At 40.9% G+C, this 15,835-nt stretch carries 16 protein-coding genes; 8 read left to right on the top strand and 8 right to left on the bottom strand.

Annotation, left to right across the window (positions count from 1 at the left end):
- Positions 1–413 precede the first annotated feature (413 nt).
- The 6 genes from ACSLBF_RS08885 to seqA form a co-directional block, all read right to left on the bottom strand.
- Positions 414–1,967 (bottom strand): dihydrolipoyllysine-residue acetyltransferase, encoded by a 1,554-nt coding sequence (locus ACSLBF_RS08885; RefSeq protein ID WP_440053063.1) that lies wholly within the window; start codon positions 1,965–1,967, stop codon positions 414–416.
- A 10-nt stretch (positions 1,968–1,977) separates the two neighbouring features.
- Complete coding sequence (locus tag ACSLBF_RS08890) at positions 1,978–2,955, bottom strand: transketolase C-terminal domain-containing protein (RefSeq protein ID WP_440053064.1); 978 nt, start codon at positions 2,953–2,955, stop codon at positions 1,978–1,980.
- The gene (locus tag ACSLBF_RS08895; RefSeq protein ID WP_440053065.1) at positions 2,955–4,172 is read right to left on the bottom strand and encodes a thiamine pyrophosphate-dependent dehydrogenase E1 component subunit alpha; all 1,218 of its coding nucleotides are present in this window, start codon (positions 4,170–4,172) and stop codon (positions 2,955–2,957) included. Before ACSLBF_RS08895 ends, ACSLBF_RS08890 begins: the two co-directional genes overlap by 1 nt.
- 252 nt (positions 4,173–4,424) lie before the next feature.
- Positions 4,425–5,459 (bottom strand): succinylglutamate desuccinylase, encoded by a 1,035-nt coding sequence (astE, locus tag ACSLBF_RS08900; RefSeq protein WP_440053066.1) that lies wholly within the window; start codon positions 5,457–5,459, stop codon positions 4,425–4,427.
- A 117-nt stretch (positions 5,460–5,576) separates the two neighbouring features.
- On the bottom strand, positions 5,577–7,214 hold the full coding sequence (pgm, locus tag ACSLBF_RS08905) for a phosphoglucomutase (alpha-D-glucose-1,6-bisphosphate-dependent) (RefSeq protein ID WP_440053067.1): 1,638 nt from the start codon (positions 7,212–7,214) through the stop codon (positions 5,577–5,579).
- A 9-nt stretch (positions 7,215–7,223) separates the two neighbouring features.
- The gene (gene seqA / locus ACSLBF_RS08910; RefSeq protein ID WP_440056209.1) at positions 7,224–7,778 is read right to left on the bottom strand and encodes a replication initiation negative regulator SeqA; all 555 of its coding nucleotides are present in this window, start codon (positions 7,776–7,778) and stop codon (positions 7,224–7,226) included.
- A 123-nt stretch (positions 7,779–7,901) separates the two neighbouring features.
- Between seqA and ACSLBF_RS08915 the strand changes: the two genes are divergently transcribed.
- The 8 genes from ACSLBF_RS08915 to ACSLBF_RS08950 all read left to right on the top strand — a co-directional run bounded on the left by ACSLBF_RS08915 (position 7,902) and on the right by ACSLBF_RS08950 (position 13,228).
- On the top strand, positions 7,902–8,669 hold the full coding sequence (locus ACSLBF_RS08915) for an alpha/beta fold hydrolase (RefSeq protein ID WP_440053068.1): 768 nt from the start codon (positions 7,902–7,904) through the stop codon (positions 8,667–8,669).
- An 88-nt stretch (positions 8,670–8,757) separates the two neighbouring features.
- Entirely contained in the window at positions 8,758–8,979 is a 222-nt protein-coding gene (locus ACSLBF_RS08920) for a DUF2788 domain-containing protein (protein ID WP_336566274.1), read from the top strand.
- Positions 8,979–9,257 carry a LexA regulated protein gene (gene ybfE / locus ACSLBF_RS08925; protein ID WP_440053069.1) on the top strand — a complete coding sequence of 93 codons (279 nt, stop codon included), beginning with the start codon at positions 8,979–8,981 and terminating at the stop codon, positions 9,255–9,257. The genes ACSLBF_RS08920 and ybfE overlap by 1 nt, the downstream gene beginning before the upstream one ends.
- Positions 9,258–9,271: 14 nt before the next feature.
- Positions 9,272–9,799 (top strand): flavodoxin FldA, encoded by a 528-nt coding sequence (gene fldA / locus ACSLBF_RS08930; RefSeq protein WP_440053070.1) that lies wholly within the window; start codon positions 9,272–9,274, stop codon positions 9,797–9,799.
- A 103-nt stretch (positions 9,800–9,902) separates the two neighbouring features.
- Entirely contained in the window at positions 9,903–10,349 is a 447-nt protein-coding gene (gene fur, locus ACSLBF_RS08935; protein ID WP_440053071.1) for a ferric iron uptake transcriptional regulator, read from the top strand.
- A gap of 435 nt (positions 10,350–10,784) precedes the next feature.
- Complete coding sequence (locus ACSLBF_RS08940; RefSeq protein ID WP_440053072.1) at positions 10,785–11,498, top strand: tetratricopeptide repeat protein; 714 nt, start codon at positions 10,785–10,787, stop codon at positions 11,496–11,498.
- A gap of 378 nt (positions 11,499–11,876) precedes the next feature.
- On the top strand, positions 11,877–12,629 hold the full coding sequence (locus tag ACSLBF_RS08945; RefSeq protein WP_440053073.1) for a sensor histidine kinase: 753 nt from the start codon (positions 11,877–11,879) through the stop codon (positions 12,627–12,629).
- On the top strand, positions 12,626–13,228 hold the full coding sequence (locus ACSLBF_RS08950) for a response regulator transcription factor (RefSeq protein WP_440053074.1): 603 nt from the start codon (positions 12,626–12,628) through the stop codon (positions 13,226–13,228). Before ACSLBF_RS08945 ends, ACSLBF_RS08950 begins: the two co-directional genes overlap by 4 nt.
- A gap of 38 nt (positions 13,229–13,266) precedes the next feature.
- Here ACSLBF_RS08950 and ACSLBF_RS08955 read toward each other — a convergent pair whose 3' ends face one another.
- Positions 13,267–14,022: a methyltransferase domain-containing protein gene (locus ACSLBF_RS08955; protein WP_440053075.1), complete on the bottom strand. Its 756-nt coding sequence runs from the start codon at positions 14,020–14,022 to the stop codon at positions 13,267–13,269.
- 121 nt (positions 14,023–14,143) lie between these two features.
- Complete coding sequence (locus ACSLBF_RS08960) at positions 14,144–15,712, bottom strand: esterase-like activity of phytase family protein (protein ID WP_440053076.1); 1,569 nt, start codon at positions 15,710–15,712, stop codon at positions 14,144–14,146.
- Positions 15,713–15,835: the final 123 nt, after the last annotated feature.

Below are 15,835 nucleotides of genomic sequence, written 5' to 3' on the forward strand. Positions count from 1 at the left end.
ATTATTATTAGTGTAAACACTTTAGATGCAATATTTACCTCTTGTGGTTACACAATTACTGTAAACTTTTTTCCTACAAAAAAAAAGTAAAATAGCAACTTAACCCAATGAAAATATTCACCAATGTAAAAAATAGACCAATAGAATACTAATAATTATAAGGAAAGGTACAAACTCACTGCTATTTAATAAGCTTTGACGGGGGAGTTAAGTTAGATGCTGATCTATTTTTCACTGATCGTTTAAACACACCACCATACAGTATTCTATGTTTTCTTAATTGAGTCGGCTAGTAACTTCTATTTCAGTAAGCTTCTGCGCGACATCTAGACTTAAAAAACTGTCAGATCAATATATAAAACAAAAAAGGGCCGTCAAGGCCCTTTACAACAAGTAGAAACTAACAAAACTAATTAGCGCATTGCCATTAGCATTTTTGCAGGTTCCTCTAGGAACGATTTCCATAAGTTACAGAAACGCGCGATTGTGCCACCATCTATGATGCGGTGATCTCCGGACCAACTGATCTGCATAATTGAACGCGAAACAACGTTGCCGTGCTCATCGAAGCGAGGAAGGTTTTGTACTTTGCCAAGAGCTACAATTGCCACTTCAGGCTTGTTGATAATAGGTGTCGCTACGGTACCACCAATTGCACCAACGTTTGAGATTGAAATAGTACCGCCTTTTAACGAATCAGGAGAGACACGACCTTCCCTTGCAGCCTCAGTAAGCTCTGTAACTGCTTGGGCTACATCAACAATGGATTTCGTCTGGCATGATTTAATATTAGGCACAAGCAAGCCTAACTTGCTATCCACTGCCATGCCAATGTTGTGATCGTCAAAGTAAGTAACTTCTGTGCAGTCTTCGTTTACTTGTGAATTTAGTATCGGGAATTCATTGATAGCCAATGATAACGCTTTAATGAAGAACGGCATCATCGTCAGTTTGATACCTTGCTTAGCGTATTGCTCTTTCAATGACAATCTAAGCGCAATTAAATCGGTTAAGTCGATTTCATCACAATAGGTAAAATGCGGAATGGTGGATACCGAAGCTACCATTTGCTTAGCCATCGCAGCTTTCATACCACGTAACGGCTCTACGCGCGTACCGCCTGCTACCGTTGTTGATGGTGCCGTTGACTTTTCTTGAGTTAGCGGTGTTGCCTTACTTATCGATCCACTCTCAAGATAGTGGTCGATATCTTCCTTAAACACACGACCGTTCTTGCCCGAACCTGGCACTTTGGTTATGTCTACATCTAACTCACGTGCACGTCGTCGAACGGCTGGCGACGCAATCGCCTTACCACCACTTGGTAGCTTTCGTTCCGATGCGGTTGTTTTCGCTTCAGGCTTACTTTCCTGAGGCTTGTGAATTGACGCGATCGGATCGTCGACTTTATGACCATGCGCAGAAGCCAAGCGCATCTGAAATAGTGGGCTATGGACCTGAGCTATTTCACCTTTTTGATAATAAAGTTTCTCCACAACACCGTCATATTTGGCAGGGATCTGGACCAGCGCTTTATCAGTCATCACGTCGCATACAGCTTGATCTTCTTTGATTTCATCACCTTCTGCAACCAGCCATTCGACAATCTCACACTCAACAATTCCTTCACCAATATCTGGCAAGATGAAGTCTTCTAGAACAGAGCCTGACTCTGATTTAGGTGCTTCATCACTCGCTTCAGAGCCATTACTAGGTGCTGCGGTCTCTCCGGCCACGTCCATCGCAAATAATGGTTCATGTACCTTAGCAATATCGCCTTTTTCATAGTGTAATTTAGTAATTACACCATCATGTACTGCTGGGATTTGTACCAGAGCTTTGTCCGTCATGACATCGCAGATTGGTTGGTCTTCTTTAACCTCATCACCAACCGCAACAAGCCATTCAACGACTTCGCACTCAACAATACCTTCACCGATATCGGGTAAAATAAATTCTTTTGCCATCGCTCGTTCCTTAAAATTCTACTGAACGTTTAATTGCAGCAAACACTTTTAGCGCGTCTGGTACATATTCTTTTTCTAACGCCAGAGGATATGGCGTATCAAGGCCACACACACGTTCGATAGGTGATTCTAAATGTAAGAAACATTCTTTTTGGATGGTTGCTGCAATTTCAGCCCCGAAGCCATTGGTAATTGGCGCTTCATGGCTTACCACTAGACGACCGGTTTTCACTACTGATTTTGCAATCGTTTCTACATCCCAAGGCAAAATACTACGCAAGTCAATAACTTCACAGCTAATTCCTGCAGCTTCTGCTTTTTCAGCGGCTTGCTCAATGATTTCCATCTGTGCCCCCCACGCAAGTAGTGTGACATCTGTGCCTTGTTTTACTACTTCAGCTTTACCAAGCTCGATGCTGTAATCTTCTTCAGGCACCTCACCAACTGAGGCTCGATACAAGCGCTTGGGTTCAAAAAAGATCACCGGGTTATCATCTTTAATTGCGGCTCTTAATAAACCTTTTGCTTGGTATGGGTTACGTGGAACGACCAGTTTTAAGCCTGGCGTATGCGCAAAATAGGCCTCTGGCGACTGCGAATGATACAAACCACCTGCAATGCCACCACCGTATGGTGTACGAATGGTCAAATTGCCCACATTAAACTCATTGCCCGAACGATAACGGAACTTAGCAGATTCATTCACAATTTGGTCAAAAGCCGGGAAGATATAATCCGCGAATTGAATTTCTGCCAGCGCTGGCGCACCAAATGCAGCTAATCCGTTTGCAAAACCCAAAATACCTTGCTCAGTCAAAGGAGTATTAAAAACTCGGTGCTTGCCATACTTTTCTTGTAAACCAGAAGTAGCTCTGAATACGCCACCGAAGTACCCAACGTCTTCACCGAAGATACACGCTTGAGGGTGCTCAGCCATGGTGATATCTAATGCCGAATTAATGGCATGTAACATGTTCATCTTAGCCATTATTTAAGCCTCCCCGCTGTCACTGGATACGCATCTGGATGTTGTTTTATATGCTCTTTTAGTTCTTCATACTGCTTTTGTAATGAAGGAATTGGGGTGTCATAAACGTCAGAAACTAAATCTTCAAGCGCTGGCTTTTGTACTTTTTCTGCCACTTTTAACGCTGCCAAAATTTCTTCGCGAATGCTTTCTTTTTCAGCTTCATCTTCTTGTTCGTTTAGCCAGCCTTGTTTTAACAGCCAGTTTCTGAATCGGTTGATTGGGCAGTTATTTTTAAATTCAGCTTCTTCATCTTTGGTTCTGTAACCACTAGGGTCATCTGAAGTAGAATGTGCACCAAGGCGGTAGGCAATAGACTCTATCATCACTGGCTCACCATTTTCAGCGGCAATTCGACGTGCTTCTTTTGTCGCTGCGTAAACGGCCAATGCATCAGCTCCGTCGACTCGAATAGTTTTAACGCCGTAGCCTACACCGCGAGCAGCAATACCATCGCCCTTAAACTGTTCGTCAGCTGGTGTTGAAATTGCGTAACCGTTATTGCGAGCATAGAAAATAACCGGTGCACCGTGAACTGCTGCCATATTTAATCCAGCATGAAAATCACCTTCTGAAGCCGCACCTTCACCAAAATAACAAATGGTGACGTTTTCAATCTCAGAATTTAGCTCACCCGTTTGCTTGTCTATATGCTTTATTTTTTGACCATAAGCATAACCCGTGGCCTGAGGAATTTGAGTTCCCAATGGAGAAGAGATAGTTAGGTAATGCAGTTCATTTGAACCATAGTGAACTGGCATCTGTCGCCCTTTACCCAAATCTTTTTCATTTGAGAAAAGCTGATTCATAAATTGTTCAAGCGTAAAGCCACGATAATGAATTGCTGCATGCTCGCGATATTGCGCCATAATCATGTCTTCTTGTTTCAGCGCCGCAGTACTTGCAGTTACCGCTGCTTCTTCGCCTAAACATTGCATGTAAAAACTGATCCGCCCTTGACGCTGAGCACCTTGCATACGCTCATCCAATAAACGGATAAATCGCATTGTTGAGTAAATTCTTAGTGCTGTTTCTTTATCAATATCTGGAACGGTCGCACCGTCAAGGACTTCGCCTTGTTCACTTAGGATCTGCAATGTAGGGATATTAAGTGCATGACCATCAATAAATTTCAGCTCGTGGCTGATATTTAGCGATATATTATTGGGGTTAGTCATAACCTACCTTCTCTTGTTGTCATAACAAACTTGCTTACCACGAAATCGCGGCCGCAATCACATGTGTAATTCTGCTTATTCTTTATGCGAATAATATTTGCGAAATAAGCAAGTAAATTAAATTAAAGCGATTTCACTTTACGTTAACGTAAACGGTTATTCAACTAATCCTAGATGAATAACCGTTTTTTTGTCGAGCTTTTTTTGGAAAGTTTTAGATACGATAGAAATAAAGTCTTATTTTTCAGGTTATTAAATAAAGCGATGATCTATTTCCATAGGAACAACCGTCAATAAAGCACGCTGTCCAATTGCAACATTTGCGTTTGGAAAAATAATAGCTTCTCCTTCGACTTCGGCAAAATATTCTGTTTCGCCATCCGTCGCTAGCAACTCACCTTTTGCGAAACCAGTAAAATTAACGGCTGAATCAGGAAATGGAAAAGAGAATGCCTGCTGAGTACGATTAATGGTTCTATGCACAGTGAACAGTTCAAAATCATTTGCATTAAATTCACCATATTCAATCTCATCTTGGCTAATTAATGCGTTAAGTGTAGCCTTGGTAGATGCAAATTTAGCCATGTCATTTTCGCCAAACGGTTTAACCTGACCAAGCTCTATTGTAAAGGCGTCAGCAGCAAAATTTGCGCTTGAGAAATAGCTAAATGTCGTAGCGGGTGAACTCATCATTAGAACAGTATTAACACCGCAAGCAAGCAAAAACTGTAGTTGAGACTTTTTCCACGGTGCCCCATTAAGAAACGGATATACCGCAAATTTTTCGTTTTTAGAACCGCGTATAGCGGTGTGCAAATCATAGTGACACCGATATCTCCCTTCTGGGACTGAGGTAAAAAAGTCCGCTACATAAGTCTCTAAATTGGCCGCGCGGATCTGCTCAGGGTTTTCTGTTTTGTTCTGATGCGCTCCGTCAAACAGGCGATTCAAATTCTCATCAACAAAACGCTGGCCAATATTAATCGACTTGGGATTACCGAATATAAACAGTACGCGCTGTTTTAATGAAATTTCACCTTTGATAATTCGCTGGATAAGCTCGTCACAGATTTCAATAGGAGCTGTTTCGTTACCATGCACGGCACTAGAGAGCACAATATCTTTATTGGTTTCGTAGTCGGGTTCAAATTGAATCACCCCCGTATCTTTTACTGTAACTTCCGTTCCATTCGCCAAGGTAAACGAAGCAGGTTGAAGCGAAAATTCATTTTCTCGGGTAATTGTTAAGAAATCTCCGGATTGTTTTAACTGTTCAAGATAGCTCATTGTATTTCTACTTTCTGTTGTGAGAGTGGATAAATATCGTAAGTTCTTTATCAACAATATCTATTTTAGCGGATAGCAAGATAAAAAAGGCCATATAAAAAATATGGCCTTTTTATGTTATTTGATGACAGAGTCAACTAACGCTTTAGCTTCTTCTTCAAGCAGTGCTAGGTGCGATTCGCCCTTGAATGACTCAAGGTAAATCTTATAAATGTCTTCTGTTCCTGAAGGACGTGCTGCGAACCAGCCATTTTCAGTGACCACTTTTAGCCCACCAATCGCAGCGCCATTTCCCGGAGCATGTGTCAACACTTGGGTAATTTTTTCGCCCGCTAGTGACGCTGCTGTAATATTGTCTGCATTTAACGCCTTCAATTTGTCTTTTTGTTCGCCCGTCGCAGGTGCATCAATACGTTTGTAAATCGGTGCGCCGAATTGCGCTTCTAGCTCTTGATAGCGTTGACTAGGAATCTTTCCAGTTACCGCTAGAATTTCTGCTGCAAGCAGACCTAAAATAAAACCGTCTTTGTCGGTATTCCAAGTAGTGCCGTCAAAACGCAAGAACGATGCGCCTGCACTTTCTTCACCTCCAAAGCCAAGCTCACCAGATGCAAGCCCGTCAACAAACCACTTAAAACCTACTGGCACTTCATTGACTTGGCGTTCATTGGCTGCAACCACTTTATCAATCATCGCGCTTGAAACCAGTGTTTTGCCGATTCGGATATCACTTCGCCACTGCCTGTGATTTAGCAAGTAATCAATCGACACAGCTAAGAAGTGATTTGGATTCATTAATCCATTTTTGGTAACGATACCATGACGGTCAAAGTCAGGGTCGTTTCCAATACCAATATCATAGTCGTCTTTTAGCTTAATTAAATTTGCCATGGCATAGGGAGATGAACAATCCATGCGGATTTTGCCATCTTTATCACAAGGCATAAAAGCGAAACGCGCATCTACCTGACTGTTTACAACAGTAAGGTTAAGACCATAGTGCTTTGCGATTACAGGCCAAAAATTAATACCAGATCCACCTAAAGGATCAACACCGATACAAATATTGGCTTCGGCAATTGCCTTAAGATTAACTACATTTTCTAAGTCTTTAACATAGGGCGTTATTAGGTCTTCATATTTAATAAAGCCTGAGCGAATGGCCTTTGCATAAGGAAACAATTCTACTTCGACCAAATCTTCGGTGAGTAACTGATTAGCTCGCTGCTCAATCCAATTTGTGACATCAGTATCAGCCGGACCACCATTGGGCGGATTGTATTTAAATCCACCATCTTGAGGTGGGTTGTGAGACGGTGTAATAACAATGCCATCAGCCAACTCGTTCTTGTGGGTACGGTTGTGCGTAACAATCGCGTGGCTTATAACTGGAGTTGGCGTAAAATCGTCGTTTTCTTGGGTGATCACTTGCACTTCATTGGCAACCAACACCTCTATAGCAGAGTTATAGGCTGCCTCTGACAAAGCGTGTGTATCTTTACCCAAAAATAGAGGGCCGAAAATATTATTGTTTCTTCTGTAATCACAAATAGCTTGAGTAATTGCTAATATATGTGATTCGTTAAATTTGAAATCGAACGAACAACCACGGTGGCCACTGGTACCGAACGCAACACAGTGCTCAGGATGTGCTTCCAGGTCAGGTTCATTTAAATAATATGAAGATACTAATTTTGGAATGTTAACCAACTGCTCTTGCGTTGCTTGCTTACCAGCTTGCGGGTGAATCGCCATACGATTTCCTTATAAGTAGTCTCTAATTTTTTCTGCTTCATCATCACTGTAGCCAATCACTTTAGCCACTTCATGAAGCATCATTTTTTTGCGGGTGGTATTTGAGTTGGTCATAACCCAATATTCACTGTCCACAATATTCTTAGGGTTCATACTACTACCGCTTTGCAATAAGTCTTCTTTGCTTTTTGCAAAGTAAATACGGTCTCGCCCTTTTATATCCAAAACCTTTTCAAAATCTTTTTTATGCACACGATGAAAAGCCGATAAAATAAACAAAAAGCGCCCTACCACACCTTTTTGCATCGCTAACTCTTCTTTATTAAGAATGTTAAATACGTTTGCAGAAGATTTGATGACACTTACACTTTCTTGTTTATCGACTTTAGGCGTAGCTGCTACGGCAGTGTCTGAATTGTTGTCTGATGCCGTGTGTTGTTGAGATTCAACAGCAGGAGTTAGTTTTAATAAACGACGTAAAATTTGAGAAGCGCTTTCGCCAATACTTTGAGTGTTACTGGCGATGTACTGATACAGCTCGTCATCTATTTCTATTTTTTTCATGCGTTTCCTGTCTTTTGCTTTCAAACTGCAATTACTTCGATTATATCCAAATTTAAACTATTACTCTACGGCTTTGCAATTTCAGTCAGCGATGTCACAATAACGGCGAATTTTGGAGGGGTTATGCAGTTAAACTACCAACGCAGCGGAAAAATAGGCAATCCAACCGTCGTATTGATGCACGGCCTGTTCGGTTCGCTCGAAAATCTCAATATCATTGCCAAAGCATTATCAGAAGCATTTGACGTTGTTAATATTGATCTTAGAAACCACGGCCGGTCATTTCATAGTGATGAATTTAATTACCAAGCCATGGCTGACGACATCAAACGATTGTTAAACGCCCTATCCATCGTTGATTGTCATTTAGTGGGTCACTCAATGGGTGGCAAAGTTGCAATGCAATTCGCGCAGCAGTATCCCGAACTAATCAATAAGCTAGTTGTACTTGATATCGCTCCCGTTGCCTATCATAGTCGCCATGACAATATTATTGCCGCGCTAAAATCGGTAGCAACAGCAAAAGTTACTGCGCGAGTTGATGCTGACAACCTGATGCAACCATACATAGAAGAACTCGGCGTAAGGCAGTTTCTACTAAAGAGTCTGGCCAAAAATGACGACGGTTTTTTTGCTTGGCGCTTTAACCTAAGCGCCATAGCCGCAAATTATGGTCAAATAATTTCAAACATTAATGAGAATCAATCTTGTTTGTGTGATACTCTATTTATAAAAGGTTCAAACTCAGATTATATTTTGCCCGAACATAGAGACAAGATTATGAAGTTGTTCCCTAACGCCAAAGCGAAAATTATCCAAGGCGCTGGACACTGGCTTCATGCTGAAAAGCCTGCGGCGGTAAATCGGTCAATTATTGATTTTATTCGATAAAAACGACGCGATTTTGACCTTATAAACTTAATTTATCGCTCTAGCTTGTGGTATAGTATGCGCCGTTTATTTGATAAGTAGAACTCAAATGGTCAGTCAATTTATAAATGAATTTGAAACTCTTGGGCTTTGGTTCGCTCTTGCTGGTATTTTCTTTTTCATCGGTATGGCTATTCAAGACGTACTTAAAAAAGGTGACGTACCTAAATTTGGGCGCTATACCGTCTGGCTTGTACTATTTCTTGGTTGCTCTGGCTTTATTGCTAAAGGGCTCATTCAAGTATTCTGGCAAGGCGCAGGTGTTGGGTAATGGCAAAGTCTGAGACAGATAGAACAACGATCGACCTGTTCGAGGACGAAAAGCGTCCGGGCCGCCCAAAGACAAACCCTCTTCCTAGAGAGATACAGCTTAAAGTAAATAAGCGAAATCAAATCAGAAGAGATAGGGCTCGGGGCCTAAAAAGAGTAGAATTTAAGGTTTCATCAGAATTATATCAGGCGCTAAGTGATATGGCTGAGGCACAAAATATTAGTCGAAGTGCCCTAATAGAGACCATTTTACAAGAGAAATTAGCGGTTAATAGATAGAAGGTAAGCAATTAATGGCAAGTGTAGGTATTTTTTTCGGTAGTGACACAGGCAACACTGAACACGTCGCTAAAATGATCCAAAAGGAACTAGGAAAAAAGCTTGTTGATGTAAAAGACATAGCAAAGAGCAGTAAAGAAGAAATCGCTGAATTCGACTTATTGCTTTTCGGTATTCCTACCTGGTATTACGGTGAAGCACAGTGTGATTGGGATGATTTTTTCCCTGAACTTGAAGAAGTGGATTTTGAAGGTAAGCTTGTTGCTATCTTCGGTTGTGGTGACCAAGAAGATTATGCAGAGTACTTCCTAGATGCAATGGGCATGATTAATGATATCGTTACTGAACGTGGTGCTATTGTAGTTGGTCACTGGTCTACTGACGGCTACCACTTTGAGGCATCAAAAGCGATGGCTGATGATAATCACTTTGTTGGTCTAGGTATTGATGAAGACCGTCAACCGGAACTAACTGAGCAACGCGTTAAACAATGGTGTGCTCAAGTATATGAAGAAATGTGCCTAAGCGAGTTAGAAGACTAACCAAGCGTTGGGTTTTGCACTTGTAGCCCGAGCACGTTATTCTTAGGTAAGCGTCGTGAATTCACCTAAGACAAATTATAACTAACAGATTGAGACAGATTTAATGACTGATCACAACTTAGAGCTTAAAAAGGCTGGTTTAAAAGTTACGCTTCCGCGAATTAAGATTCTTGAGATTTTACAATCTCCAGATAATCAACATATTAGCGCAGAAGACGTGTACAAGATCCTCCTAGATAAGGGAGAAGAAATCGGCTTAGCAACAGTTTACCGTGTGTTGAACCAATTTGATGACGCCGGAATTGTGTCTCGTCACCACTTTGAAGGTGGTAAATCTGTTTTCGAACTTTCGGGCAGCACACATCACGATCATTTGGTTTGTCTAAAGTGCGGTAAAGTCGTTGAATTTGAAGATGACATTATCGAAAATAGACAAGAAGAAATCGCTAATGATAATGGTATTCGCCTAACGAACCATTCGCTGTACCTGTACGGTGAGTGTGAAGATAAAGAAGCGTGTAAAAAGTTCGCTGAAGAAAACGGCAACTAGACCACCACAAAATTATTTAAAGCTGGCTTATCGCCAGCTTTTTTTATGCCTAAATTTGCTGAACATCAAGACAACCTCATCGGCGGATAAGAGTTTTGTAAGTGTAAATACTTAAGAACCCATGATTGCTCTCGTATCAATGATTAGATTTCGTTCAATATCAAAGCTTTTTACTCGTTAATAGCTGGCTATTACAGATGAATAAATCGAAGAGAGAGGAAAAAATTGCACTAAAGGTAAATTCGCTTATCCGCAGTCGAGGTTAAGTATATTGGTTTGAGATCTCTGTTGCTGCCTCTAGGATCCCAGTTTTAAGGTTGTGACTTTTGTCACCTCAAACTCATGACAAAAGACTCTAAAATCAGCACCGTTATCAATTCATAATTGTTTCATACCAAGTCGGTAGTTAACAAACTAGTAGAAGGAAGCAATACAATGAATAAATTAACAAGCTCTATCGCTGCAATTTCGGCTGTAATGATACTCACATTTTCTAACTGTTCTAACGCAGATCAAGCAACTATTAACTCAATCGAAGCGGCTTCTCACGCTTCTGATATCAGTACATTGAAGCAACTCGCTTCAACAGTGGATGGTTATGAAAAAGCCTTGGCTCAATATCGGTTGGCAATTGGTTACAACATCAGTGATCAAAGTGACCAAGCTAACTTGGCTATTGAAAAAGCGCAGCAGATTTTAGAAACGCTAATGGAAGCACAACCAACAAGCGAACACGCCGCATTATTGTCGCAAGTGTATGGATACAGAATTTTTATGAGTCCAATTAAAGGGGCATACTATGGACCGAAGTCCTCTGAAATGCTAGAAACAGCCTTTACTTTAAATAGCAGTAACCCAAGAGCTTATTTAGTAAAAGGTATTTCCGCTTATAATACACCAACAATGTTTGGCGGCAGCAAGCAGGTCGCACTTGACACACTAAATGATGCAATTGAGCTTTACCGCCGTGCAGATCCACAGCATCATAATTGGGGTTACTCGGAAGCCTACGTATGGCGCGGGTTGACGCATCTTGCACTAGATAATAAAGCGCAAGCTAAGCAGGACTTTAAACAAGCTTTAACTCTTTCTCCAAATTATGATTGGGCTAGAATGCTTCTGGCTGATAATAAAGAAAACAACAATTAGTAATCGTCGGCCCCTAATTCATTAGGGGCACATTAAATACCGCATTAGGAAACTGACATGCACCGTTTTCACAAGAAACTCGATACCAGGCTTTGGGCTCCACTGTTATTTTCAGGCTTTTATTTTTTGCCCACGCTAATGAATTTGGAACATTTCAATTTTCAACAAATTCTATTGAGCATTACAATATACTTCGTTTTTATCGCCTGCTATATCTATGGTTCAACTTTCAAGGATGAAAAGGTTTGGCCTATAGTCGCCGCAATAATCCTGTTATCCATGTTTGGCACTGCCTTGACACCTGGTTCACAAGCACTATTCGGATACGCAGCTTTCTTCTTGGGTTTTAACTTTACAATCAGAAATGGATTACTTGGAATGGCGATCTTGCTGGTCTCTATTTACATCGCTTCGAGGTATTTTCTGACGGTTGACATTGGCCTCTACTTTTCAGCGCCAGCTATATTAGTAAGCCTTGCACTCTACCCTATTGGCTTCACAGCTCGCAGAGAGCTCGAGCATGCAAAAAAAGATGCAAAAAACCAAGAAAGGATTAAACAGTTAGCTACCGAAGCGGAAAGAGAACGTATAGCTAGAGACTTACACGATTTAGCTGGACATAGTTTATCTTCAATTGCACTAAAAGCTGAGCTTGCCGAAAAATTTACGCTCAACGGAAAGATGGATTTGGCAATCGCTGAAATAAAGCAAGTTTCGGAGCTTAGCAGAGATTTACTGAGTGATATTCGTGTCGCTATCACTGACATGAATAGCTACAGCCTGACTAAACAACTCTCAAAAATTGAGTCAGATTTAACAGCAAAAGGGATCAGTGTCAGCATTGAAAATAAGTTAAGTGGGCTAGAACTGGATAAAGAAAAACAGTTAACTTTTATACTTACCGAAGCGACGACCAATATCATACGACATAGCGACGCTTCTGAAGTAATAATCAAACTAACTAACGATAATGTGCTCGTTAAAGACAACGGCACAGTAAAATCCGCTCATCAACGGGGAAACGGCTTGCGAGGTATTGCTGAACGTTGTAAAAAAATCGGAGGAGATCTTTTACTTGATAGTGATTCTGGATTTTCAATTTGTATTAAGTTCACAGAGAAGACTTTATGATTAGGGTATTAGTAGTAGAGGATCAAGTACTCGTGCGTGATGCAATCAGCGCCCTGATTAACTTAGATCCCTGCATAGATGTGATTGCAAAAGTATCTAATGGTGTTGAGGCACAAGAATTACTGCGTAAAGAATCATTTGATTTGGTATTGACCGATATAGAAATGCCTCAAATGTCTGGTATCGAGTTAGCCCAGTTTATTCAACTAGAGTATCCACATATCAGTACCGTGATTATGACCACTTTTTCGCGCGCAGGTTATATTCGGCGTGCACTAGATGCCAACGTAAAAGGGTTTGTGTTAAAAGAAGCGCCATCTGAGGAGCTGATCCAGGCAATTAAACAGGTTATGAAAGGTAAAAAGGTTATTGATACTGAACTAGCCTTAAATGCCCTATCGGAACAAGATCCCCTCTCGGAAAAAGAACGTAAAGCTTTAGCGCTCGCATCTGAGGGATTAAAAACTCAAGAGATTGCCACAAAGCTGTATTTGTCAGAAGGAACTGTACGTAATTATCTCTCAGAGGCCATAAGTAAACTCGGTGCCGCAAATCGAGTTGACGCAGCTCGAATAGCTAAAATCAAAGGTTGGCTGTGACTATCCAGGAGGCCCAACTAATTATCAAATAAAGACTATTACTTAATTGCTACCACAAATTTAAGGTTAGCGTTTTTTGTATGGTCAACTGAACTTAAATGCGCAAGAAACTCTTTTTCAAAGGCATTGTAACTATCACCTAATAGGTTTTTTAGTCTAATCAATCGTTTTAAACGAGCTGCCCACACTTTGATGACCTTTTCACTAGCCGGGCCATTAAAATTCAGCTCTGTGTCAGTGACATCGTTATCACTGTGTATAACCTTAAATCCGCTCTGTTCTAGTAATGATTGTACCCTGCCACCAAAATTGAAATCATACACACCAGCTAAGTAAGACTCCATTTCGAAAGTTTTGACCTGTTGATAAAAGATACTATCGGAGTCCATATTTCCTGAAATAAAACAGGATACGTCCAAAATAGCAATCCAACCCCATTTTTCCATGTTGTTAAACACCTTATCTAAAAAAGACAGCGGTTCAGCAAGATAACTAAGAGAAAAACTTGCCCAAATGCCGTTGAGTTCCGCAAACGAGTTCAGGTCAATATCTAACAGGTTATGACACAAAAACTGTTCATTTTGCTTTTTGTTTGCGTTACAAAACTCAACGAACTCGGGGTTTAGATCTACCCCTATCACGCTCTTAACCCTCGAAGAAAGCAAATGAGTAACGTTGCCTACTGAACAGCCTAGATCCAATACAGTATCGGTAGATTGGAGCGGGATTAAATCAATGTAATTTGACCAGTTACGCCACTTTTGTTGTTGTATATATTCGGTAATTAGATCCACACTCTTACTCAATTCGTCTAGATTAGGTATCCAAAACTCTCATATCAGTAATAAAAGTCAAACTTAGTTTGGCGAGGCGATGTGCCCACTCTTTTGGTAGGGCACCTGTCATTTCAAAATGCTATTTATCTAATTCAAGACCTTCGATTAAGTATAGGGTGTTACTATCGACCCTTGATTTAGCCGCGTCTAAATATTTTTGCTCCAATACGCCTGCGGTAGACCAAGTAGCAAAGTCATCATCATTAAGCACCGCTAAGCGAGTTTTATCAATTAGCCACATGCCCTCTAACTTGTCATGCGGATAATTCACTTGCTCAACTAAGTCGATCACAAGCTGTTTCTGTACAGGTACAATGCCATATACCTCTAATTTCTCCCACCCCCCATCAATAGATACTTGCTCAATTGTTTGGCCACTAATCGTTAAACCTAGCTCAGGGTTTTGTACTAGCTCGCTGGTTTGCTCTACTGTTTCTAAATCAGTCGCGCTATCTAACTTGATTTTATAAATACGCTTCATCGCGTTGGGATTTTGACTAAAAAACGTGCCATCACGTTCAATCACTAAAAACTCTTGGTCTGATAGTGCAACAATACCAGAGTTAGAGTTTTGTTTTTTTTCTTGCCGATAGAGGAATTGTGACGCCTTTCGGCTTTCTAAATTTATGGTGATGATACGTACCAAATCGGAATTTTTCACTGCGCCATTTGGGTTGTGCATGGTTGACTGCATAACGCCTACCAAGGTTGTTTCATCAGGTGTGATAGCTAATCCTTCCATTCCTCTATTAGCTCGACGATTAGCAAATTCAGCAGGTAATTGAATTGAAACCCGTTCATCATTCGCAAATGCATTGATGCGGTCAATTTCTTTTCCTTGTGCATCAAAATGAACAATATGTGGACCATATTCATCGCTGATCCAAAACGTACCGTCAGATAGAGCCACCAGCCCTTCTCCATCAAGTCCAAAGTTATCTAACTTTATTGGGTTCGTCTGCTCGTTATACGGGCTATTGCTGTCTTGCAAAATTGGATCACCTTTCGTGTCATAAGGTGTTTCACCGGTACCACCTAAATCTGCACTATTGGGTAAGCCTGTTATCAATGTACCGTCAGGTCTTTTAAGTAAGATATCTTTTACTTTAACAACTTGGCCATTATGTTTGAGCTCAAATAGTCCAATGCGAGGCGTATATTCGGGGGTTGGAAAGGTTTTTCCTTTGCCATATTGGCCGGTATAGTTAGCGTTTGGTCCGCGATCAGTTAGCGCATAGAACTGCGTCGGATTCGTAGGATGAGCAACCATATCTGAGCCGTAGCCCCCATTTCTAATCTCAAATGTGCTTCCAGCTACTAAGCCATTTTGCAGGTCATTACGCATAACTGAATAAGGCAATGAAGTCCCCTGTTGTGATACCGATGAAGGATCACAAACAAAGCTAGTATGGTCAATTTCATCGTCGCTAAGCTGTCCATCAGCGTTACCATCCGGTCCACTATTAATTTGTACCCCACCGAAGAAACATGTTTCATCTCCCATGAGCAAATTGTCTTGCCTAACTAAGCTGTTTACGCCATTAACACCGTCGCTGCCGTTCACACCGTCTTTACCATCATCTCCGCTACACCCCACTAATGCAGTTAGCAGTGATACAGCCAACAAACTTTTACCCAGATTGTTCATGTTTGTTCCTTATAATTTTTGTGACTATCAATAAAAGTCGTTTAGCTTAATCAGGAACAAAGAACAGACGATGACAATTGCGTTAATATAAATATGAACATAGATATAAAAAAGATAAGCACG

Source organism: Pseudoalteromonas sp. T1lg65 (genome assembly GCF_051930985.1).
Lineage (GTDB): Bacteria > Pseudomonadota > Gammaproteobacteria > Enterobacterales > Alteromonadaceae > Pseudoalteromonas.